We start from the raw sequence: 22,288 nt of genomic DNA, 5'->3' as shown, positions 1-22,288 counted from the left end.
CGGATACTCCGGTATTCTTAGGCCAAGACGGCCGGAAGGGACTTGCCGCTTTCGGGCGAAAGCCAGGTGATGCGCTTCTGGTCGAGCTTGAGACCGATCGTGTCGCCGCTCTTGACGGTTTCCGAGGCCGGCAGGATGACGCGCACCGGCTGGTCGTGGATCGAGCCGGTCAGAAGCAGGTGCGAGCCCATCGGTTCAGCAACGCGTACCCTCATTTCGAGACCCTGCGGCAGCGGTGCAAGTTCGACGGCTTCGCCGCGCAGGCCAAGGATCACTTCATTGCCGGACCCCTGCGGCGCGGCAAGCTGCTCGGCGCCTGCCGCCACGTGGCTGTTCGTCACCGGCACCTTGATGAAATTCATCGGCGGGTTGCCGATGAAGCCGCCGACGAAACGTGTTGCCGGGTGATTGTAGATCTCGACAGGATGGCCGACCTGCTCGACCACGCCGCCATGCATGACGGCGATGCGGTCGGAAAGGCCCATGGCTTCGGTCTGGTCGTGGGTGACGTAGATCGTCGTGGTCCCCGCCGATTGCAGCACGGTCTTGAGTTCGGTGCGCATTTCGAGGCGGAGCAACGCGTCGAGGTTCGAAAGCGGCTCATCCATCAGGAGAACCTTCGGTTCGACGGCAAGGGCACGAGCGACCGCGACGCGCTGGCGCTGGCCGCCAGAAAGCTTGTTCGGGTAGCGGTCGAGATATTGCTCGATATGCAGGAGGCCGGCGGCCTTCTCGACCTGCGCCTTCACCCTGGCGTCGTCGGCCTTCTGCATCCGCAGCCCGAAAGCGACGTTCTCATAGACCGTCATGTGCGGAAAGACGGCGTAGTTCTGGAAGACCATCGCAAGGCCGCGATCCTTGGGAGGCAAGCCGATCACCGACTTGTCGCCGATGCGGACATCTCCCGACGTTGCGGTCTCGAGGCCGGCGATGATGCGCAGCAGCGTGGTCTTGCCGCAGCCGGACGGACCGAGCAGCGAGACGAATTCGCCGTCGTCGATCGTCAGCGAGACCTCTTTCAGCGCCTGGAAGGCTCCGAAGCTCTTGCGGATGCGGTCGATGACAATATTGGCCATATCTCTGGTCCCGTTATTTGGAGGAAATGCCCCAGATCGCGAAGAGGTAACGTCTGACCGCGAAGATGAAGACAACCGAGGGAAGGATGAGCATCAGGCCCCCGGCAAAACGGTAATGCATCGGGCTTTCCGACAGCACGGTCAGCAGGTAGGCGGTCAGCGTGCGGTTGCGCACCGTCAGCACCGAGGCGGCAAAGACCTCGTTCCACGAGATGACGAAGGCAAAGACCGCGGTTGCGACGATGCCGGGCAGCGCCAAGGGTGCCACCACCTTGAAGAAGGCCTGGATGCGGGTGCAGCCGAACACCCAGGCGGCTTCCTCCAACTCCTTGGGCACGCCGAGGAAAATGCCCTGCGTAACGAGTGCCGCGAAAGGCAGCGCCAGGACGGTATGGATGAGACCGACGCCGACGATCGTGTCATAGAGGCCGAGCCGGATGAAGGAGACCGTCAGCGGCAATGCCAGGATTGCCAGCGGGAAGGCGCGGGTCAGCAGCACCAGGAGGCGGTAGCTGTCCTTGCCGCGGAAATCATAGCGGGCGAGCGCATAACCGGCCGGCGCGCCGAGCAGGATCGAAAGCGCCACCGTAATGCCGGCTGCCCCCAGCGAATTGAGGAAGGACTGGGCGACGCCTTCGGTCTTTAGGAAGAGAATGAAGGGCTCCAGCGATATGCCAGTGGGAAGACCGGTCTTCGGCCAGATATAGACGCCTTGGCGACCGCCAAGTGCGCCGAGTGCCACCAGATAGATCGGCACCAGCACCCAGGCGCAAAGCGCTGCGATGCCGCTCCAGAGAAGCCAACGGCGTGAAGAGACGAAGCCGGCCGCTTTGGGTGTGTCTGCGGCCGTGCTGATGGTGTCCGTGGTCATGGCAGGCGCTCCGGATCGACTTTCAAGGCCTTCAGATAGATGAGCGTGGCGGCAAGCGAGATGATCATGATCAGCACCGCATAGGCGGCAGCGACGCTGTAGTTCTGGTTCTGGTTCTGCCAGTTGTAGGCCTCGCCGACGAGGACCGGGAAATTGCGTCCGCCGAGCGCATAGACCACCGCGAAGACTTCGAAGGCGAGCACGGTGCGCAGGATCAGCGCCGATTGTAGAGCCGGGCGGATCAGCGGCAGGGTGATGCGCCAGAAGCGCGTCCACGGGCCAGCACCGAAGATCTCGGCGGCTTCTTTGAATTCCTTCGGCACCTGGTTGAGACCGGCGACGATGATGACCATCACGATGGCCGTGCCGCGCCAGATTTCGGCAACCGCAATCGCAATGAAGAGCGCGACCGGCGTCTGGTAGGAAAGCCAGCTCGCTTGCCTGCCGATGATGCCGAGGCCGAAGAGCAGCGAATTCAGATAGCCGGTATTTTGCAGGATCGACAGCCAGACGAGACCGGCGGCGAGATCGGAAATGCCGAGCGGGATCGTCCAGATCCACAGGATCGTCTCGCGCCCGCGGCCGACCTTGGCGACCATGGTGCCCATAGCAAGCGCAATGGCGATCTGCACCGGCACGACAGCGATCGTCAGCAGGAAGGTGTTCTTCACCGAGCGCGTGAAATTGATGTCGGTGACCATCCGCTCGGCATTATCAAGCGACAGCACACCATTATCCGAAACCGCCAGCCAGATCGTCTGCACCAGCGGCACGACGAAGAGCAGCGCCAGAAAGGCGACGGATGGCAGGATCAGCAGATAGGGGATCCAGGGTCGGCTATTGGTCATCGACTCCCGCCTTGACGAGCAGAGTGGTGAAGGAGCGCCCGGGCATTTCGCCCGGACGCGTCTCGGGCGGATTTATTCGACCGGGCAGGGGCCGTCGCTCTTGGCATCGGGCGCCCAGCAGGCAGCTTTCGTGTCGGTCATCAGCTTGGCCATCGTGGCGCCCTGGGTCTTCAGCACGTCTGCAACGGGCTCGTTCTGCAGCACGATGCGCTGGAAACTGTCCATGTAGACCTTGTTAAACTCGCCGCCCTTGTCGCCGAGGCCGACCGGGAGCAGCGAGATGACCGCGTCCTTGGAAGCCTGGGTGGCGGTAACCGCACCGGCGAGAAGGGCAACGCCCGCGTCGAGATCCGGCGGCAGCTTGACGTTCAGGGTCGGGAAGAAACCGACCTTGGAGGCGGTCAGGAGCTGCGTATCCGGCATCGACAGGTGCTCGATGATTTTTTCTGCGCCGGCCTTGTCAGGCGCGCCCTTCGGAATGGCGAGACCAGCAACGACTGGCATGTAGCCGCGGCCCTTGGGACCAGCGGGAGCGGGGAAGACCACATAATCATCCGGTGCGGCAGAAATGGCATTCTTCAGCCGGGCGATATGATCCCAGGCGACCATGACTTCGCCGGCAGCGAGCGGCTCCTGCATGAAGTCGTAGCTGGTCGAATTCGGTGTCACATAGGCCCACAACGCCTTCAGTTTCTCCCAGCCAGCAGCAGCATCGGCACTCTGGAAGGTGCGCACGACACCCCCCGTGAAGGACGGATAGAAATAGCCCTGGAAATAACGCGCCATCAGCCCTTTCGGGCCGGCCGGGAAACCGATCTGCGGCTGGCCCGTCGCCTCCTGCATATTCTTGCCCCACTCGATCAACTGATCGTAGTTCAGCGCGTTCACGTCGGCGCCATCAGGCAGGTATTGCAGCGCTTCCTTTTTGGCAGCCATCACATAGGTCGCCTGCATCCAGGGAATGTACTGCTGGGTCGGCTTGCCGAGCTTGCCGAGGTCGAGCAACGACTGCGGCATGCCGCTCGCTGCCAGCTTCTTGGCGAGATCGTCGAGTGGCTCGAGCGTGTCCTTGTCGGCAAGCGGCGAGAGCTCGCCATGTAGCGCACCGACGAGGCTGACGGTGCGCTTGCCGGCCTGACGTTCGGCCTCCATGCGGACAGCAAATTGCGGCGGCTCCTCGACCACGTAATCAACCGAGCCGACATCCTTCAACAGCTCCTCGCGGACGACGGTCGCCTCTTCGATCGGGCGAAGCTGGGTGGACACGAAAACCGTCTGGGCAAGCACCGGCGAGGCGAAGGCCAGCACGGTGGAAGCCAGAATTCCAAATGACATGATATGTTTCATCTTCTCCTCCTTCATTGTTCTTTGTTTGAGATGCACTTCTGTCTATGCCGCCTTGGCGGGACGGCGATGGCTGTCGCGATCGACGAATTCGATCGCGTGAAGTTCCTGGAGTTCTTCGGCGGGCTCTCCGGCAATGGCGCGCAACAGCAGCGAGGCGAAGCTCGCGCCGAGGTTTTCGCCGGTCATGCGCATGGTCGAGAGCGGAGGGCTGGTGAAGGCGCCCATCGGCAGATCGTCATGGCCGACAATGCTGATCTGGTTGCCGCCATCGACCTCGCGCAGCGCCCTCAGTGCCCCGATCGCCATTTCGTCGGTGGCACAGACGAGTGCAGTCGGACGTGATGGTTGGCGCAGAAGTTCCAGCGCCGCGAGGTAGCCGCCCTGTTCCAATGGCGCACCTTCGGCGCACAGGTCGGTCGCAAGGCCGCATTCCTCCATCGCCGCCCGCCAGCCACGGCAGCGGTCATGCGCGAAATAATATTCCTGCGGGCCGGCGATATGGCCGATACGGCGGTGGCCGGCGGCATGGAAGCGCAGCGTCGCGGCTCGGAAGCCAGCAAAGCCGTCGCCGTCGATATAGGGATGGGGCAGCAGGCTTTCGGTGCGGCCATTGGTGACGAAGGGAATGCCGCGCGACTGCAGAAAGTCGACGCGCTCGTCCTTCCGCTTGGTGCGGACGAGAAGCATGGCGTCGACGCGGCGGCCATCGACGAAGCGGCGGCAGATGTCGAGTTCACTCTCGCCGCGCGGCACCGGTGCAACCACCAGATTGAAGCCGGCAGCGGCAAGATGTTCGGCACAGCCGGACAACATATCGAGGAAATGCGGAGGGCCGATATGGCCAGGATCGCTTGGCAGCGTGACGGCAACCAGCTCGGCGCGCTGCCTGCGGAGGCGACGGGCCGAAGCATTCGGCCGGTAGCCAACCTTGTCGGCAGCCTCGCGCACCCGTTCTCGCGTGGCGGCCGACACATCGGCGTAACCGTCGAGCGCACGCGACACCGTGGTGATCGACAGTCCCAGCGATTGCGCAAGCTGTTTGAGATTGGCCAAGATCTTCCTCCAGAAGTGAGAAAAAGATTCTCCAAAACGTTTTGGGAGTCAAGCCAAAACGTTTTGGATTCGTGCAGATGTCGCACGCATGATCTTTCAAGACGAGCAGAGACGTCATAGAGATATGCGAAGGGGCGGGTCTTTTCAGCGCAGCCTAGGCGGGACCACTATCTTGTGTATCTGGATACGCTCGGGAAGTTCGCAAAGTAGCTCCGCGTCCCGCTCCCGATGCGGCGGGGATAACCGAAGTCTTGCTTTGGGCAGGGAGGTGGCTTCGAATTAGCTCTCGCTCAATCGGTAAGCTTGAGGGTTGCCGTAAACTGCGTTCCTTCCAGGCGATTGTATCTCGCCTCGCCATGCAGTTGATTTACGAAGGCTTTAATCAGCCGCGTCCCCATCCCGGCGCTGTCCGATCGGCCATCAAAACCAATCCCGTCGTCGGCGACGGTCAGTTGGGATTCCTCTCCTTCAGTCGCGTGCAGCATGACGCGAATATTTCCGGATGCCCGGCCGTCGAAGGCGTATTTCATGCTGTTGGCAATCAACTCGTTGAGCAGGAGGGCAAACGGCGTTGCCTTGTCGGCCGCAATCACGATGTCGTCGATTTCAAAGTCAACGGAAACGGCGCGACCATGGACGTCTACGAGTGTCCTAACGAATGATGGAATGAATTCCCGAGCAGATATTCCGCTAAACTGGTCGAAGCCGTACATCTGCTCGTGAACTGCGGACATCGCAGAGATGCGCTCGTTTAATTTTTGAACGGCTTCCGGTTCAAAACCCTGCAAGCGCAGCAGGGCCATCACCGTCTGCAGGTTGTTCTTCACTCGATGGTGTATCTCGCGCATGAGCGTTTCATTCGATCGCAACGCATCCGCAAGCTGCCTGGTGTGCAATGTGTCCACCTTGATGAGGTTCTGAATCCACAATGCAGCTGCCAAAGCCCCGACGAGGGCGAAAGCGACCAATAAAGCCGCGATTTTGGCATCCTCCCAAAAGGGCTGCATGATTACGTTGATATCTGCCGAAGCAATGGCCACAAAAGGGGTGCGTTCGAGGATTCGGTATGCGACCAGGCGATCTTCATTGTCGACTGGCGACACGGAGCGATATGTGCCTGATGTCGCCTTCCTCATATAGTCGGTAAACAGCTTGTGGTTTCGCATATCGACTGGTCCGGCGGGTTCCGGGTATCGGGCGATAAGTTGCCCGTCGCGCCTGATGAGGCCGACAATCGAGTTCTCGCCTATCGCGACCGCGTCCCATATTGGCCTTAGGATGCTCGCGTCGAAGGCAATCACGGCGGCGCCAGCGAACACGCCATTGCGTTCGAGCCTGCGGCTGAAGACGAATATCTGCCGCTGGGAAAGGCGGCTGATGATCAGCGGGGATGTATATTCGTCAGCGCCGTTTCTCAACCGAACGAAGTAGTCGCGGTCCGTAACGTTGATCGGCTTGATATCGCGATCGTTCGAAAAGAGCGTTTTTCCATCTGCCCCGATGACATAGGCTGTCGCCTGAGGAGGAAGGTCATAGACGGCAGCGTCGAGATCGCGCACCCGATCGGGGCCGGGCAAAGATGTACTCGGCCCCAGAGCATCATCAATTCGGTGCAGGGTCTCCCGAGCAAGGGAATTCAACCAATTCGCGTTCGCTGCAACGATTTTGGAAGCGGCGCTGACACCCTCATCGCCCCGGCGAACAGCTGTCTCGTAACTGGATATGAGCCAGATCGACAAGAGGGTGGTGAATGACAGGAACATCAGCGCGATGATCGCGAGCGATGCTTTGCCTACCGAGCCAACGTATTTATCGCCACCGATCATCTTTTTGGGCCAATTTCCATAGTGCGGCGACGGCCAGACGGGGACATTGCAACGCATTCCGAACCATATCCGATAAGCTGATTTCTGACTCTCGAAAATTATGCAGTGCTCACTACTCGGCGTCCTCAAAAGTACGACTGAGGATTGTATGTTCACAGTCACCTTTAGAGAATGACCGCGACATTCGGTCAATCCCACTCCGTTCGAGAAGGAGATCCGAATGATGGATAAAACCTTTCGCACGCGAGGCTCGGCACGACGGGGTTCTTAACTGATCATCGGCGTCTATTCGATCAAAATCTAATCAACCGCGTAACCTGATCTGAAAGTCGGTTTGCTAGGGAGGGTCTCCTTCCGGGAAGTGACGTCATGATCCTTGAGTTGCAGAATGCCATTCTGGAAATGATTGCCAAAGGGGAACCGCTGGCAGCAACGATGGAGCAACTTTGCCTCGAGGTTGAGGCCGCCGTTCCTGGGATCATCGCTTCGGTGCTGACGTTCGACGGGAGCCGTCTTCACACACTCGCTGGACCTTCCCTACCGCCTCACTATTCAGCGGCTGTCGACAATCTTGAGGCCAGTCCTCTTGCGGGCTCCTGTGGGGCTGCTGCCTATTTCGGTGAAGCGGTCATTGTCACCGATATCTCGACTGATGCTCGTTGGCAGGACTTCAAGTCCCTGGTCCTTCCACTGGGATTGAAGGCTTGCTGGTCCAGCCCGATCAAGCGTGGCGAGCAGGTGATTGGTAGCTTCGCCTTCTACTATCGAGACCACCGCGGTCCGAAGGCCATCGAACGGGACCTCGTCGACGCCTGTGTCCATCTCTGCATAATCGCCATCGATCGCGAAGAACGTGTAATGGAACGTCAGCGGCTGACATACAGTGACGCTTTAACAGGACTGTCGAATCGCGCTCGTTTCAACCAGCTTCTAGCCGAGGAGCTGCCTCGATCCCGGCGCGCCTGGGGCATCTTGCTGGTGGACATCGACAACTTGAAACTCGTGAACGACACGTTCGGGCACGCAGCCGGCGACGCATTGATTCAAGTGGTTGCAGACCGGATCGCCGCGACAGCAGGCCCCAAAAACACGTTTAGGCTCGGTGGAGATGAGTTTGCTGTCATTGTGTCGGACGACAAGGACCTTGATCTGAATGTCAGGGCAACCGACATCTTGAAAGCACTGTCCTCTCCGTCAACCTGCGACGGTCATGTCGTCTTTCCCGCCGCGACGATTGGCGGTGCGCTGGCTGAGATGGAACCAAACCCTAACCAGATCCGCCAGAACGCCGATGTGGCGCTCTATCATGCGAAAGAACACAATCGCGGCCGGTACGTGCAACACTATCCCGGCCTGGGCACCGCCCTGACCCGACGCTTCAGGGCGGTTCGCGATGTGGGCGTCGCCCTGGAAGAGGATCGGATCGACGCGCATTACCAGCCGATATTGCGCCTGGATACTCGCGAAATTGTCGGTTTCGAAGCCTTGTGTCGAATGACCACGCCTTCCGGCGAAATCATAGCCGCAGCGCATTTCCATGAGGCCACGAAAGACGCCCATATTGCTGCTGAGCTGACACAACGGATGTTACTGAGGGTTGCAAGGGACATCCGGAGCTGGCTCGCCCGAGGCCTTCCTCTTCAACATGTCGGCATCAACCTGTCTGCCGCAGATTTTCGTGGCGGTAATCTGCAAGACAGGCTGTGCCGCATTTTCGGGGAAGCGGAGGTTCCTCTTAAGCACATCATCCTCGAAGTAACGGAATCGGTTTACCTCGGACAACGGGACTATGTTGTGGCGGAGGAGATAAAGGCTCTTCGGTCCAAGGGCTTACGGGTTGCCCTCGACGACTTTGGCACGGGCTACGCGTCTTTGACCCATCTGCTGACGGTGCCGGTCGACATCATCAAGATCGACAAGTCCTTCATCGATCGCATGGTGCCCGGCGATGCAGGAACTTTCATCGTTGAAGGCCTGATCGGAATAGCTGACAAGCTGGGAATCCGGGTTGTCGCAGAGGGGATTGAGACAGAATCCCAAGCTGCTCAGTTGAGCCAGCTCGGCTGCAAGCTCGGACAGGGCTACCTCTTTTCGAAAGCAGTCGATCGAACGGCTGCCGCAGCCATTTTAGAGCAGCATGGACAATGGCCCAACAAAGACAAGACCCGTGCCGGAGCCCGATAGCCTCCCTGGGCGAGGTTTTCGCGCTCGGGCCAGACCCGATACCTGAGACAACACATGAGTACCAAGATCATTTTGAACGGATCAGAGATGCGAAAACGGATACATGTCAGCCAATTGCGGGTCGGAATGTATGTCGAGGACGTCGAGATTGAGGGGGAAGACAGGACACGCCGGTTCAAGCCGTTCCTGATCTCGGCGGCCGGTCAGGTCGAGAGTTTGATGGCAAGCCGCCTGATGACGGTCGTGATCGACGTCGGAAAAGGCGCGGATGTCGACCCGGGTGCGACACAGGACATCGACCGGGCTGCGTTTGACGCCCAGCTTCGTGCCGTGTTTTCGGCGAAGGATATCAAGCAGGCGAGGGAATGCGTAGAGGATACGAGACCGCAGATCCGCCAAATGCTTGCCCACGCTAGGATCAAAGCCTCCTTTGCCAGCGATGCGGCAAGCTCGGCTGTGGAGCGGATCATGTCGGCAGCCTTCGACAATGCCGGTGCGCTGATCGCGGTCGCGAAGCTGAAAGAAAAAGATGAGCTGACGTTCCTCCACTCGCTGGCGGTTAGCGCGCTGATGATCACCCTGGGGCGCAGCCTCGGTCATGGAGAAGAGGAGGTACGGGTCCTGGGACTCGGTGGACTGGTTCACGATCTTGGAAAAATGGCGCTGCCGGACGAAATTTTGACGAAACCCGGTAAACTGACGGCCGAGGAAATGGATCTTGTGCGCGGGCATCCTCAGCGAGGATATGAGCTGGTCTCTCATGTCGCGCATGTTCCCAAGCAGGTGCTGGACATTTGTCGCTACCACCACGAAAAGTTCGATGGCTCTGGCTATCCTGGTCGGCTCGCCGGAAAGAAGATCCCTTACGTAGCCCGGCTTGCGGCGATTTGTGACGTTTACGAAGCGTTGACCACAATCAGGCCGTATAAGCGCGCCTTCTCGCAAGCGGAGGCAATCAACATGATGATGAATTCGCCGGGCCATTTCGACAGCCAGCTTCTTTCCGCATTCGTATCAAAAATGGTGATCAGCGGCACGCTCCACTAGAGCCGACATTTGTCGGACGGCGCGTCGCAGCGGCCAAACGTCAATTGCAACTCCGCTCCGAATCGGCAGTCACTCCGGCAGCAGCGGCCAAGGGCACAAGAGCGATCTCCACCTCGTCGGTTTGAATCCCATCAAGGTGCTGGAGTGTTCCTGGAGTTCACCGCTTCTCGGAAATGACGGGGGGTCGTGCCCGTTCGCTCCTTGAAAATCTCGTAGAAGCGACTGCTGGAACCAAACCCGCAGTCAAAACCGATCTGGAGGACAGGATCCTCCGTGTCTGTCAGAAGCTGCATCGCCCGGGCAATCCGATGTCGGGTCAGGTATTCGTTGACTGATATTCCCAGAACCTTTCGGAAAGCGCTGTTGGCGGTGCTTGGATGCATGCCCGCAAGCCTGGCGAGATCGGGTACGCTTATCGGATCTGCGTAGCGGGAATTGATGAGGTCGATCAGCAGCTCGACGTGGCGCACCGCGTGGCCAGCCAACGATGTCGGAGAGACATGGCTTGGCGAATTGTCGATTTCAGCATTGTCCAGGATCAGACGTCGTATTCCCAGTCGTACTTCCTCGACGATCAATTTCCGTCTTGCCGCACTGCCGCCCTGCCATTCCTTTTCCCATCGTGGGAGTGTCAACGCATCCATCGTTTCCTGATTTGCTTGCGCCAGAAACCTCCCCTGCATGATCGACTGCCTCGCCTTTCTGTCCACCGGCAGACCAAGGAAATCGATAAGGGGAAGATAGAGACATACGAGCGGCGCGTTTTCGGCAACAGCGATCGTCTGATGGGGAATTGCGGCCCAGAATAAAACCAGGCGGCCGGCCTCAACCTGTTCCAGCCTTCCATTGAAAAGGTAGGTCATCTGGCCTGCCATGAGCAGGTTTAATTCAACGTGGTCGTGCCAATGCGGTGCGGCCATCGCATCAGCGATGTGACGCTCGATCAGGAACTGCCCTCTGGATCCAATCCATTCGCCGCGGCTTTGGCTATGTTTCATTTGTAGGAGACTCGAATCCCGGAATTAATAGGCCGATGTCAGGAAGAAATTCTGATCTAGAAGGAGCAATAAGCAATCACAACCCATGGGGAGATTGCAATGCCGAAGATTTGTCTGGTTGGCGCTGGCAGCACCGTTTTTGCCCAGAACATTCTGGGAGATGTCCTGTCCACGCAGAGAGGGAGCGACTACGTCATCAGCCTCTTCGATATCGATCCAGAGCGACTGAAGACGTCAGAAATCGTCGCTCGCCGGATCTGCGAGTCGCTTAAGCTTTCAAGCGTCAGGATCGACGCCACGCTCGACCGGCGGGAAGCACTACGCGGGTCTGATTTCGTGATCCTCATGATGCAGGTCGGTGGCTATAAGCCGGCTACCGTCACGGACTTCGACATTCCGAAAAAATATGGCTTGCGTCAGACGATCGCCGACACCCTTGGCATCGGGGGTATTTTCCGCGGTTTGCGGACGATACCAGTCCTTGAGGCGATCTGCCGAGACATGCAGGAGGTTTGCCCTCGGGCTCTTCTGATGCAGTACGTCAACCCGATGGCCATCAACTGCTGGGCGATCAAGGATCTGGCCCCGGAAATCCGGACCGTCGGCTTGTGTCATAGTGTGCAACACACAGCCGGGCATCTCGCGCAATGCCTTGGCGAGGACATTGCCGACGTAAACTACGTTTCGGCTGGGATCAATCACGTCGCCTTCTTCCTGAAATATGAGAAAGTTCACAGCGACGGACGGCTGGAAGATCTCTATCCGAGACTGAACGCTCTCGCCGCCGATGGCCGCGTTCCGCCGGACGATCGGGTGCGGTTCGATGTGCTCAAACGGCTCGGCCACTTCGTCACCGAATCCAGCGAGCATTTCTCCGAGTATACCTCCTGGTACATCAAGGAGGGACGAGGGGATCTGATCGATCAGCTCAATATTCCGTTGGACGAATACATCCGGCGCTGCGAAGTGCAGATCAAAGAGTGGCATGCCCTGCGCAAGGAACTGGAAGGCGACAAGCCGATCGAGGTGTGCCGCAGCAATGAATACGCGGCCGGCATCATTCATGCCGCGGTAACCGGCAACCCGGCGCTGATATACGGCAATGTGCCAAACAACGGCCTGATCGAGAATCTGCCCGATGAATGCATCGTGGAAGTGCCTTGCCATGTCGACAGAAACGGAATTCAGCCGATCCGGGTCGGTCGGATCCCCTCGCAGCTTTCCGCCGTCATGAACTTGAGCGTTTCTGTTCAGCAGTTGACGGTCGAGGCGGCTCTCACAAGAAACCGCGAGCGCATCTACCAAGCCGCTCTGCTCGATCCGCATACATCTGCGGAATTGTCGCCAGACCAAATCTGGAACCTTGTCGACGACCTGATCGATGCGCACGGCGATCTGCTGCCGAGATATCAGTGAGATCCCGCGGATAAGCCAGCCACAAGCGCTGCTGCGCATGGCAGTTCATTCGTTATTGGCGCGCCGTGAATTCACGGCGCGCCTCTTCTCATTCCGGCTCCCATCCAATAAATCAAAAAACGTCAGAAAATTGATTGACACTGATCATATGAAATGAAAATGTGATCGAAATTGGGGTGGATCGTGAGGGAGAATTTCGTTGAGCCAAGCAGTCGGAGTAAAGGTCGATCGGCTGGATGCCATTCGCAGCCACCTCTACGCGAACGGCTTTTCGACCATCCAGGCGCTTGCCGATGCGATCGGCGCATCGCTTGCCACGGTTCGTAGAGATCTGCAGATCCTTGAGCAGGAGGGGGCCATTGATCGCGTGCATGGTGGAGCGCGCATTGCCGAAGGATCATCGGTTGAGGTTGCATTTCAGGAGCGGGAAAAGCGCCATCTATCGGCCAAGCGGGCGATTGCAACCGCGGCCTACGATCTGCTTCATCCGCGTACGGCAATCTTTCTCGACGCGGGAACGACCGTCCTGCAGCTTGCGCGCCTCGTTCGCATCAACCCCCTGCCGCTCAGGATATTCACCAACGGCCTGACGGTAGCGCAGGAATTCCTGAATATTCCGAATTTGGAGGTGGTGCTTCTCGGCGGTCAGCTCCGTAGCGAGAATGCGTCGCTTGTCGGACCTCAGGCGGAGGCAATGCTGGAAACTTTATGGTTCGACCAGCTCTTTCTTGGCGCCAGCGCCATTAGTTCCGACGGTGCGATCTACAGCGTGGACAGTGCGGAAGCGAGCCTCAACCGGCGTATGCTGGCTCGGTCAGCCAATCGTTTCGTCCTGGCCGATTCCTCGAAATTTGGAACCACGGCGACCTACAAGGTCGCGCCGCTGGACACCGCGAAAGTCATTACCGATTCCGGGCTTTCGCGGCATTGGCGCGACGAGCTTGTCAACTTCGGCGTCGACGCAACGATCGCCGACCTGAGGGCGAAAGAGTGAGCGACGCGCTGATCCTCGGCATCGACGGTGGCGGAAGCAAGGTGCTGGTTGCCCTCGCGGACAAGCGTGGCCGGATATTGCGGCGTTCCCGCGGCCACGGGGTCAATCCCATGGACAATCCGAATTGGCTCCAGGAGCTGGAGCAGCATCTCCTTCCCTTTCGCGATGAAGGAAATCTGGCGGCCGTCGCCGCAGCGCTGCCCGCCTACGGGGAGGTTGAGCGCCTGTCGGTTCTACAACGGGATGCGATCGAGCGCCTGTTCCCAAACGTCCACCGGCGCGTCCTCAACGACGTCGACGCGGCGCATCTCGGTGCTTTTGCGGGTGAGCCGGGTATCCTCATTCTTTCCGGCACAGGTTCAATGGCATGGGCGCGTAATTCCAAAGGCCAGTCGGCGCGCACTGGCGGCTGGGGAGATCTCGTCGGCGACGAGGGCAGCAGTCATTGGATCGGGCAGAGGGCGCTCAACCTCGTCAGCCAAAGCTTGGATGGGCGTGCTCCGGCAACGGATCTCGCAAAGGCCTTGTTTGACCACCTTCACATCGACCCGAGCAATCCCATGAATGGCCTCGGCGATTGGGCCAGCTCCTTGGCGAACCCACGGGCAGACATTGCAGCAATTTCGGCCCTCGTCGATCAGGTCGCACTTGGCGGCGACAAAGGGGCGATCGGGTTGATCGAGCAGGCCGCCGATGAATTGGCGAAACATCATGCGGCAATTGCCGGCCATTGTGATCCGGATGCCGACTGGACTTATGCTGGTGGTACTTTTTCGAGCCGGCTACTTCTGGAGGCGCTTGAACGCCGTATTGGCAGGCCTCCGGCTTTGCCGAAACTTCGCCCCATTGGCGGCGCGCTTCTGGCTGCCGCCCAGCTTCTCGACTGGCCGTTAGACGACGGCTGGTTCGGGGCAAATCGTGGCCACGGCCGAAGGCGGTGACTGCGCATCCCAGTGAATTGAGCTCAAGAATAATGAAGGATGGGAACATGCATAAATTGATCTTGCCTCTACTTGCATCAGCAGCCCTGGCAATCGCCGTACCCGCTCTTGGCCAGGACGCCAAGCCGCTTGCCGGCCAGTCGATCACGGTGCTCATGCCATCGCCGCAGGGACCGAATATCGCCTCTGACTTCGAGGCCGAAACCGGCATTCACGTCGACCTGCAGACCTTGTCTTGGGACGACATCCGCCCGAAGCTGGTGACGGCTTTGGTTGCCGGGACAGCGCCGGCTGATGTGACCGAATTCGATTGGTCCTGGACCGGTCAGTTCAGCGCCGCCGGTTGGTATATGCCGCTTGACGATGTGATCGACGCCGACACCGTGAAAGATATCGGTGTTGCGAAGATCTTCACCGTCGACGGCAAGTTATTGGGTATCCCCTACACCAACGACTTCCGGGTGATGCTCGTCAACAAGAAGCATTTCGCGGATGCAGGCATCACCGAGATGCCGAAAACATTGGATGCGCTGGTCGCTGCAGCCAAGAAGATCAAGGAAAAGGGCATTGTCGAGTATCCGATCGGCCTGCCGGTTTCAGCAACCGAAGGCGCGTCAACGAGCTGGTACTTGCTGACCAAGGCCTTCGGTGGCGAACTCTTCGACAAGGACTTCAATCCGCTCTTCACCTCGCCGGATTCGGCTGGTTACAAGGCGCTTGCTTTCGAGCTGATGCTCCTCAAAGAAGGGCTGGTCGATCCGGCGTCTACCGGCTTGAAAGACAGCCAGATCAATGAGAGCATGTTCGGGCAGGGCATCACCAGCATCATGATCTCCGGTGAGCCCGGTCGTCTCGGCCAGATGAACGACCCGAAGCAGTCGAAAGTCGCCGGCCAGGTTGAAGCGATCCTCGTGCCGACGGCGAGTGGTGAAACGCGCAGTTTCGGCCTTCCAGAAGCGCTGGCTATTCCAAACGTCTCTCCCAACAAGGAGGCTGCGATCGCCTTCGTCAAATGGTTCACCAGCAGGGACTTCCAAAAGAAGAATGCCGTGAACGGCTTCCTGCCGACCCGCACGTCGGCGCTTTCCGAACTCAACGAGTCTGGAAAGCTAAACAGCGGCGATGCTCTCGTGGCACAGTCCAAAACCGTTGAGCCGCTCTTCCCGCAAGGCACGCCGCCTTGGTATCCGCAATTTTCCAGCGGCGTAAACACAGCGATCAATAGCGCTGCCAAGGGACAGATGAGCGTCGACCAGGCGATGGAGGCTATCGCTTCCGCCGCCAAGCAGGCAATGGCGCAATGACCGCTTTGGCGTCCGAAGAGGCCACGAGCAAGCGTGGGGTCGGCTTCAACGCCGACGCCACACTCGGCTTGCTGTTGGTGTCGCCCATCGTCATCACGATGGCAGCTTTGGTCTTCTACCCGATGGGAAGAACCGTCTGGGACAGCCTGCACAGGGTCAACCCCATGCAGGCCGGCACTCCATTCATCGGCCTGGAAAACTACAGCCGAATGCTATCGGATGGCCAGCTCGCGACCACCTGGAGCAACACGCTCACATACGTTGTTCTGGCCGTCGTCGCCGAAACCGTGTTCGGCGTTCTTGCCGCCGCTCTCATCAATCAGATCAAGGTCGGGCGGCAGTGGGTTCTCGCAGCAGTGATCTTGCCCTGGGCGCTGCCCGGCGTTGTAAATTCGGTCATTTGGCTTTGGATTTATCAACCTGGTGCGGGTCTGTTGAACGGCATTCTTTCGGCGCTCGGGCTCCCCTTCGAAAATCACGTCTGGTTCAACGATCGCACCAGCGCCATCGTCGCCGTAACAATCGTCCACGTCTGGCGCATGATGCCTTTGACGATCGTCATCGTCCTTGCGGCGATGCAGAGTATCCCTGCTCATCTCTATGAGGCTGCGCGAATCGATGGAGCGACGCGCGTTCAGATGTTCGGATGGGTAACCCTTCCGCTGGTTCGCAGTGCGATCGCTGTCGCCATGACGAACGCAACCGTGAATGCTTTCAATCTCTTCGACGAGGCCTGGGTTCTGGCGGGTGCCAGCCTCGAGACCCGACCGGTGCTCGTCCAGATCTACCTCGAAACCTTCCAGAATCTCCGCTTCTCGTATGGCATGGCGCTATCGGTCGTGATCACTCTCGTGTCTCTGCTGATTTCGCTCGTCTACGTCCTTCGTGTCTATCGCAACACACGGTTCGACTGATGAGATCTACTATTGCCTATCGAATGATGATTTGGACCGGTGTCGTCGTCCTGTTGATCTGGTCTCTAGGGCCGATCTACTGGACCATCGCGAGTTCGGTTACGCCCAGCGAAGACTTTTCGACCCGACCGATCAACTTCTTTCCGCAGCACTTTACGCTCGATCACTACTCCCGGCTGCTCGGCATCAATATTGCGCGGATCGGGGGTGTGGAGGTATTCAAACAGTTCCGTGCCGCGTTGCTCAATAGCGTGGTGACATCAATCGCCGCCACCCTGCTTTGCGTCGCGATATCCTCTCTTGGCGCGTACGCTTTCACTAGGCTTCAGTTTCCTGGCCGCAAAGTGCTTTTTGTCGCCGTCGTCGCGACTCTGGCCATTCCTGCCTACGCGGTCTTGATCCCACTCTATCAGATCATGATCAAGCTGCATCTCGTCGATACCTATGTGGGCGTCTCGCTGATCTATGTCTCGGCCTTCCTGCCCCTGTCGTTATGGCTGCTGCGCAGCGTGTTCGAAGCTCTTCCGATCGCACTGGAAGAGGCAGCGCAACTCGACGGAGCCGGCCGGCTCTACATCTTCTTCAATATCGTCCTGCCGCTGGCCGGACCGGGTCTGACGGCAGCGGCGATCCTTACCTTTCTTGGTGCATGGGGACAGTATCTCGTACCGCTCATTTTTTCGCCCCAGGCAACGAAGCCCTTGACCGTTCTGATCCCGGAATTCGTAACCAAGAACTTCATCGACTACGGCCTCATCACGGCGAGCGGCTCGATCGCGATCGTCATTCCCGCCCTCGTCGTCATTTTCCTCAACCGTTACCTCGTCAGCGGCCTGTTGGCTGGTTCTGTCAAATAATCGGAGACTTCATGAGCACGACCGAAAAGGTTATTTTCGAGCAATTTCCTTACTGGGAGAAGGCCATTGAATTGAATTCAGCCGACGACCGCGCGGAGCTGCTCGTCTTCGTCGGCTGCGGCACGTCTTTCAATCTTGCACTTTCGCTGGCAGCCTATGCCAATATGGCCGGGCGAAAGGCAATCGCGGTCCCCGGCGCCGAATGGCAAAACCGCCCCTCGGCCTTCTGGCCGGAGTGGCGCAACACGCACGTCGTCGCGCTGTCCCGGAGCGGCGAGACGACAGAGACAGTCGCCGCAGCAAAGGCAAGCCGGGCCGCCGGCGCCTTCGTGACGGCGATAACGGTCGAACCGGAAAGCTCTCTTGCGAAAAATTGCGATCGGATGGTCGCGACCGAAACCCATCCGGACGAAGGTATCGTCATGACGGTATCGGCGAGCCTCATGGTCCTGCTCGGTTTGCAGATGATCGGGCAGAAGGTTCCTGCCTCTGTCGTGAATTCGGCCCGCCAGCTCGCGAGCGCTCTCGATGCCGCGCTGCCTGGAATTATCGCCGACCGGTCGCACTTCGTCTTTCTCGGTGGGGGACCGCTCTTCGGCGTCGCCCTGGAAGGAGCGCTCAAGCTCATGGAAATGAGCCAGATCATGACCCAGGCCTTCCATCCGCTGGAATACCGGCATGGGCCGATCAGCCTCGTTGACGGGAAAACGGTTGCGGTCATGCTGTACAGCTCCGACCAGAGGGAGGCGGAGACGAAACTGGTAGGAGAACTGAGGGAAAAAGGCGCGGTTGTCATTGGTGTAGGTGGTCCGGGCGATCTGGAACTCGCCGTTGATGTCGATCTTTCGCTTGCGGGTCTCGTTGTCCTTCCGGCGCTGCAGATCCTCGGCGAACGGGCCGCGCAGGCTCGGCAAATCGATACGGTCTCTCCCCGCCACCTGACGAAGGTCGTGACGCTCGCATGACGAGGATCGAAGAGAAGCGGCAGATCGCGCTGCGAAAGCTTTTCGGTGCCAGGAACCTGCCTTTTCCACATGGCGTCACTTCGGTCTGCTCGGCTCATCCGCTGGTCATTGAGGCAGCCCTTCGGCGGGCCGGCATGGAGCACCGGGCGGTCCTCATCGAAGCCACCTGCAATCAGGTCAATCAGGAGGGCGGCTATACCGCGATGACGCCGGTGGACTTTCGCCGGTACATCGAGAACGTCGCCGCAGCGACTGATTTTCCAGCCGAACGCATCATCCTGGGAGGCGATCATCTCGGCCCCAACCCATGGAGGACGTTGGCGGCCGAGGAGGCAATGTTGCGCGCCATGGCTATGGTGACGGCCTATGTCGAGGCAGGGTTCGAAAAGATTCACCTGGACACGTCGATGGGCTGTGCCGGTGAACCAACGGCGCTCGATGACGAATTGACCGCGGCGCGGGCCGCTCGATTGGCAAAAGCCGCCGAAGAGGCCGCTCTTCGTTCAGGCCGCCGTCCGCCGGTCTATATCATCGGAACCGAGGTGCCGCCTCCGGGTGGTGCAACGCACGCACTCGAAGAGATCGAAATTACGCGAGCCGATGCGGCGATGAAAACCCTCGCGGTTCACCGGGCGTCGTTTGCCGAGGCAGGTTTGGCGTCGGCGATGGAGCGGGTCATTGGGATAGTGGTTCAGCCGGGTGTGGAATTCGGCAACACGGACGTGGCGCTCTACAAGCCTGAACGGGCCAAGAGCCTCATTCGTTCGCTCGACGACATGCCGGGCTTGGTTTTCGAAGCACATTCCACCGACTACCAGCCGGCCGAAGCCTTGTCTGCTCTCGTTGACGGCGGCTTTGCAATCCTCAAGGTCGGACCAGGGCTGACGTTCGCGCTGCGCGAAGCCCTCTACGGTCTCGATGCAATCGCTGATGTGCTTGCAGGGAAGACGCCACGAACCGGACTGATGACGACCATGGAAAAAATCATGGTTGAGCAACCGGCAAGCTGGGCGGGCCACTATGGCGGCAGTCCCGATGAGCAGCGACTGCAACGGCATTTCAGCTATAGTGATCGAATTCGCTATTACTGGCCGGATCCTCGAGCATCCGCCGCGGTCGGTGAATTGTTCAGCCGGCTTCCTGATGAAATTCCCGAAACTCTGATCAGCCAATATCTCGGCCGACTATATTCTGACGTGGTGTCAATGCGGGTCGCTCCGAAGGCCCGCGAGCTCTGCCTTGCTGCGGTCGACGCGGTATTGGCGCCTTATTCAGCCGCCACGGCAAGCCCATGAGCAATCGACAGCCGTGTCACACGAGCGGCTGCGTCCCGAAGATATCAATATTCAGCCGGAGAAAGTTATGGCGTCAGTAAGTGTGGCGAATGCCCGCAAGAGCTACGGTCACTTCGAAGTTCTGCATGGGGTGGATATTGATATCCAAGACGGCGAGTTCGTTATCCTGGTCGGCCCGTCCGGGTGCGGGAAGTCGACATTGTTGCGGATGATCGCCGGCCTCGAAGAGATTTCAGCTGGTCGGATTTCGATCGGCAGCAAGGTCGTGAACAATGTCGCGCCAAAAGAACGCGATATCGCGATGGTTTTCCAGTCCTATGCGCTCTACCCCCATCTGACAGTCGAGGCGAATATGGGTTTTTCGCTGAAGCTGGCGAAAGCACCCAAGGAACAGACCAGGCAGCGTGTTCGAGAGGCCGCTGAAATTCTGGGGCTCGAGCATCTGCTCGACAGATATCCGAGAAATCTGTCGGGTGGCCAACGCCAACGCGTGGCGATGGGCCGTGCCATCGTTAGAAATCCGCAGGTCTTCCTGTTTGACGAACCATTGTCGAACCTGGACGCGAAGCTGCGTGTGCAGATGCGTTCAGAAATCAAGCAACTGCATCAGCGACTGAAGACAACGACCATTTATGTCACCCACGATCAGATCGAGGCGATGACGATGGCCGATCGGATTGTTGTGATGCGGGACGGCTTCGTCGAGCAGATAGGCTCGCCGTTGGATCTCTACGACCGACCGGCAAACCTTTTCGTGGCCGGCTTTATCGGTTCGCCGGCGATGAACCTTATTCGAGGGCAGGTCAGCACTTCGGGGCCGCTGGAGTTGATCGCGGACGGCGGAGGTAGGTTACCACTGCCCGAAGCAGCGTCATTGGAACGCGGCGCGCAGATTATCTACGGCATTCGCCCTGAGCATCTCACAATCGGACAAGGTCCTGCTACAGCTGAGGTCGTCCTCGTTGAACCTACTGGTGCTGAGATCCAGATAACCACGAAGTTTGGCGCCGATCACCTCGTTGCGACGGTAAGAGAGCGCCTTGATCTGCGCGCCGGCGACCAGATCGTCATTGCCCCAGATCTCAGCAAACTGCATCTGTTCGACGCGAGAACCGAAAGGCGGTTGAGGTCCGTCTAACCTGATGATTTCCGGCAGAACGTGACATGGAGTTCAAGCTGATGACAAGTCGGAGAGTCGCCCTCATTCGACATCATCCAGCAACGCTGGCGGACGATTCGGTGCGGGTCAGTGTCCAGGGCTGCCAGCGGCGGCGATGATCTCGGCCGCGGTCGGGAAGATGGAGAGGCTGTTCGGTCCGTCGAGCGCCTCGATTTGTACCCAGCCGATGGTGCCGTTCGCATTGACCAGGAAGTGCCCGACGAGCTGGGTAGCATGGTTCGCGAAAATCGCATTATCGGCTTCGTCAAGCTCAAAGCCGTCCTTGGCGTTGAGTATCGTGTTGGCTTCCATCGGGTGCAGCGGTTCCGGCAGCTCGCCCGTGGGGTTGATGCGTGCCGCCAGGAACTGCGCCATCGTTGCGCCATAGGGCCATTCGGGCTGCTCGCAACTCCCTTCGGGCAGGAACTCACCATGCGGCACACCGTAGGCTCGATGCGTGCGGCAGTCGGGGTCACACAGAAGCGTTATTGGCGTCGGCCGGTGGCGGAAATACAGGCGGGCACGTTCCACCGGCGTGTTGATAACGGCCACGGTCTCCACACCGGCGGCGCGCAAGATCGGCTGTACGCTGGCAAGCTGTTCTAACTGGCGCCGGCAGAACGGGCAGTGCAGCCCGCGAAAGAACCCGATGACGAACGGGCGACCGCTCAAGTCGGCGAAAGAGACGGTTCCGTCGAAGTTGGCCGTGGCAAGTGCGAAGGCGGGGGCGGTTTCTCCTGGTTGCAGCGGGCGTTTCTGGTCTCCCATGGAATAATTCCTTTGTCGTATCGTCCAGGTGGACGACCGAAATTTGACTATACCACTTGTGTCGCAAGAAGGCCCAGTGTTCGATGTTGAGATCGCCGAATGTGGTTCGGCATGGCATTTGCCGCTCTGACCGGCGTCGAAGCTGACCCTTTCATTGAACCGCCTGACGTCGTCGAGAGCTTGCCGGTATCGATCGCCGCTCCTATCTTATTTAGAACAGACTAATGGAGCAATGAGATGGCGGAACTTGTGGCTGACACTCTATTCGACACGACGATCGAGATCATTCCTCCGGAAGACATAAAAGAACAACCAGACGGTGCTGCTTGCCTTTGCTGCAAGCGCCGGCGTCGGTGGATGGATGATGACGGCTGCGGCATCTGTGAGGAATGCCTGGCCTCGTGATCGACACAAGAGGGGCACAA

The 22,288-nt window shown here is 59.0% G+C and carries 19 protein-coding genes and 1 pseudogene; 12 read left to right on the top strand and 8 right to left on the bottom strand.

Annotated elements, in window-relative coordinates:
• Positions 1-17 precede the first annotated feature (17 nt).
• The 6 genes from AB8B31_RS24335 to AB8B31_RS24310 all read right to left on the bottom strand — a co-directional run bounded on the left by AB8B31_RS24335 (position 18) and on the right by AB8B31_RS24310 (position 7,021).
• Complete coding sequence (locus AB8B31_RS24335; RefSeq protein WP_018516788.1) at positions 18-1,076, bottom strand: ABC transporter ATP-binding protein; 1,059 nt, start codon at positions 1,074-1,076, stop codon at positions 18-20.
• Between the two features lie 13 nt (positions 1,077-1,089).
• Positions 1,090-1,947 (bottom strand): carbohydrate ABC transporter permease, encoded by an 858-nt coding sequence (locus AB8B31_RS24330; protein WP_018516787.1) that lies wholly within the window; start codon positions 1,945-1,947, stop codon positions 1,090-1,092.
• A complete protein-coding gene (locus AB8B31_RS24325) occupies positions 1,944-2,795 on the bottom strand; it encodes a carbohydrate ABC transporter permease (RefSeq protein ID WP_018245616.1) in 852 nt (283 codons plus the stop codon). Before AB8B31_RS24325 ends, AB8B31_RS24330 begins: the two co-directional genes overlap by 4 nt.
• A gap of 72 nt (positions 2,796-2,867) precedes the next feature.
• On the bottom strand, positions 2,868-4,142 hold the full coding sequence (locus AB8B31_RS24320; protein WP_032983656.1) for an ABC transporter substrate-binding protein: 1,275 nt from the start codon (positions 4,140-4,142) through the stop codon (positions 2,868-2,870).
• A gap of 42 nt (positions 4,143-4,184) precedes the next feature.
• A complete protein-coding gene (locus AB8B31_RS24315) occupies positions 4,185-5,195 on the bottom strand; it encodes a LacI family DNA-binding transcriptional regulator (protein WP_439007533.1) in 1,011 nt (336 codons plus the stop codon).
• A 290-nt stretch (positions 5,196-5,485) separates the two neighbouring features.
• The gene (locus tag AB8B31_RS24310; RefSeq protein ID WP_439007586.1) at positions 5,486-7,021 is read right to left on the bottom strand and encodes a sensor histidine kinase; all 1,536 of its coding nucleotides are present in this window, start codon (positions 7,019-7,021) and stop codon (positions 5,486-5,488) included.
• Positions 7,022-7,390: 369 nt separating this feature from the next.
• On the opposite strand from AB8B31_RS24310, the gene AB8B31_RS24305 reads away from it, so the two are divergent.
• Both AB8B31_RS24305 and AB8B31_RS24300 read left to right on the top strand, forming a co-directional pair.
• Positions 7,391-9,205 carry a putative bifunctional diguanylate cyclase/phosphodiesterase gene (locus tag AB8B31_RS24305; protein WP_018516784.1) on the top strand — a complete coding sequence of 605 codons (1,815 nt, stop codon included), beginning with the start codon at positions 7,391-7,393 and terminating at the stop codon, positions 9,203-9,205.
• An 87-nt stretch (positions 9,206-9,292) separates the two neighbouring features.
• Positions 9,293-10,252, top strand: coding sequence for an HD-GYP domain-containing protein (locus AB8B31_RS24300; protein ID WP_312864638.1), 960 nt, complete (start codon positions 9,293-9,295; stop codon positions 10,250-10,252).
• A gap of 131 nt (positions 10,253-10,383) precedes the next feature.
• On the opposite strand, the gene AB8B31_RS24295 is transcribed toward AB8B31_RS24300, so the two are convergent.
• On the bottom strand, positions 10,384-11,250 hold the full coding sequence (locus tag AB8B31_RS24295) for a helix-turn-helix domain-containing protein (protein WP_018516782.1): 867 nt from the start codon (positions 11,248-11,250) through the stop codon (positions 10,384-10,386).
• A 99-nt stretch (positions 11,251-11,349) separates the two neighbouring features.
• Between AB8B31_RS24295 and AB8B31_RS24290 the strand changes: the two genes are divergently transcribed.
• The 9 genes and pseudogenes from AB8B31_RS24290 (at position 11,350) to AB8B31_RS24250 (ending at position 21,074) form a co-directional block, all read left to right on the top strand.
• A complete protein-coding gene (locus tag AB8B31_RS24290; RefSeq protein WP_018245633.1) occupies positions 11,350-12,666 on the top strand; it encodes an alpha-glucosidase/alpha-galactosidase in 1,317 nt (438 codons plus the stop codon).
• Between the two features lie 199 nt (positions 12,667-12,865).
• Entirely contained in the window at positions 12,866-13,660 is a 795-nt protein-coding gene (locus AB8B31_RS24285; RefSeq protein WP_018516781.1) for a DeoR/GlpR family DNA-binding transcription regulator, read from the top strand.
• Positions 13,657-14,617: pseudogene (locus AB8B31_RS24280) on the top strand (N-acetylglucosamine kinase). Before AB8B31_RS24285 ends, AB8B31_RS24280 begins: the two are co-directional and overlap by 4 nt.
• A gap of 31 nt (positions 14,618-14,648) precedes the next feature.
• Positions 14,649-15,905 (top strand): ABC transporter substrate-binding protein, encoded by a 1,257-nt coding sequence (locus AB8B31_RS24275; RefSeq protein WP_032981512.1) that lies wholly within the window; start codon positions 14,649-14,651, stop codon positions 15,903-15,905.
• A complete protein-coding gene (locus AB8B31_RS24270; RefSeq protein WP_018516778.1) occupies positions 15,902-16,819 on the top strand; it encodes a carbohydrate ABC transporter permease in 918 nt (305 codons plus the stop codon). The genes AB8B31_RS24275 and AB8B31_RS24270 overlap by 4 nt, the downstream gene beginning before the upstream one ends.
• Positions 16,820-16,842: 23 nt before the next feature.
• On the top strand, positions 16,843-17,676 hold the full coding sequence (locus AB8B31_RS24265; protein ID WP_020572896.1) for a carbohydrate ABC transporter permease: 834 nt from the start codon (positions 16,843-16,845) through the stop codon (positions 17,674-17,676).
• Between the two features lie 11 nt (positions 17,677-17,687).
• Positions 17,688-18,641 carry an SIS domain-containing protein gene (locus tag AB8B31_RS24260; protein ID WP_018516776.1) on the top strand — a complete coding sequence of 318 codons (954 nt, stop codon included), beginning with the start codon at positions 17,688-17,690 and terminating at the stop codon, positions 18,639-18,641.
• Positions 18,638-19,936, top strand: a complete 1,299-nt coding sequence (locus AB8B31_RS24255; RefSeq protein ID WP_018516775.1) for a D-tagatose-bisphosphate aldolase, class II, non-catalytic subunit — start codon at positions 18,638-18,640, stop codon at positions 19,934-19,936. Before AB8B31_RS24260 ends, AB8B31_RS24255 begins: the two co-directional genes overlap by 4 nt.
• Before the next feature lie 67 nt (positions 19,937-20,003).
• On the top strand, positions 20,004-21,074 hold the full coding sequence (locus AB8B31_RS24250; protein WP_018516774.1) for an ABC transporter ATP-binding protein: 1,071 nt from the start codon (positions 20,004-20,006) through the stop codon (positions 21,072-21,074).
• 108 nt (positions 21,075-21,182) lie between these two features.
• On the opposite strand, the gene AB8B31_RS24245 is transcribed toward AB8B31_RS24250, so the two are convergent.
• Positions 21,183-21,863, bottom strand: coding sequence for a redoxin domain-containing protein (locus AB8B31_RS24245; protein ID WP_018516773.1), 681 nt, complete (start codon positions 21,861-21,863; stop codon positions 21,183-21,185).
• Positions 21,864-22,100: 237 nt separating this feature from the next.
• Between AB8B31_RS24245 and AB8B31_RS24240 the strand changes: the two genes are divergently transcribed.
• Positions 22,101-22,268 carry a hypothetical protein gene (locus AB8B31_RS24240; RefSeq protein WP_018245644.1) on the top strand — a complete coding sequence of 56 codons (168 nt, stop codon included), beginning with the start codon at positions 22,101-22,103 and terminating at the stop codon, positions 22,266-22,268.
• Positions 22,269-22,288: the final 20 nt, after the last annotated feature.

The organism is Rhizobium sp. 62_C5_N11_2, assembly GCF_051811185.1.
GTDB classification, from domain to species: Bacteria; Pseudomonadota; Alphaproteobacteria; order Rhizobiales; family Rhizobiaceae; genus Rhizobium; species Rhizobium leguminosarum.
This window is presented reverse-complemented; position numbering and strand designations above follow the sequence as displayed.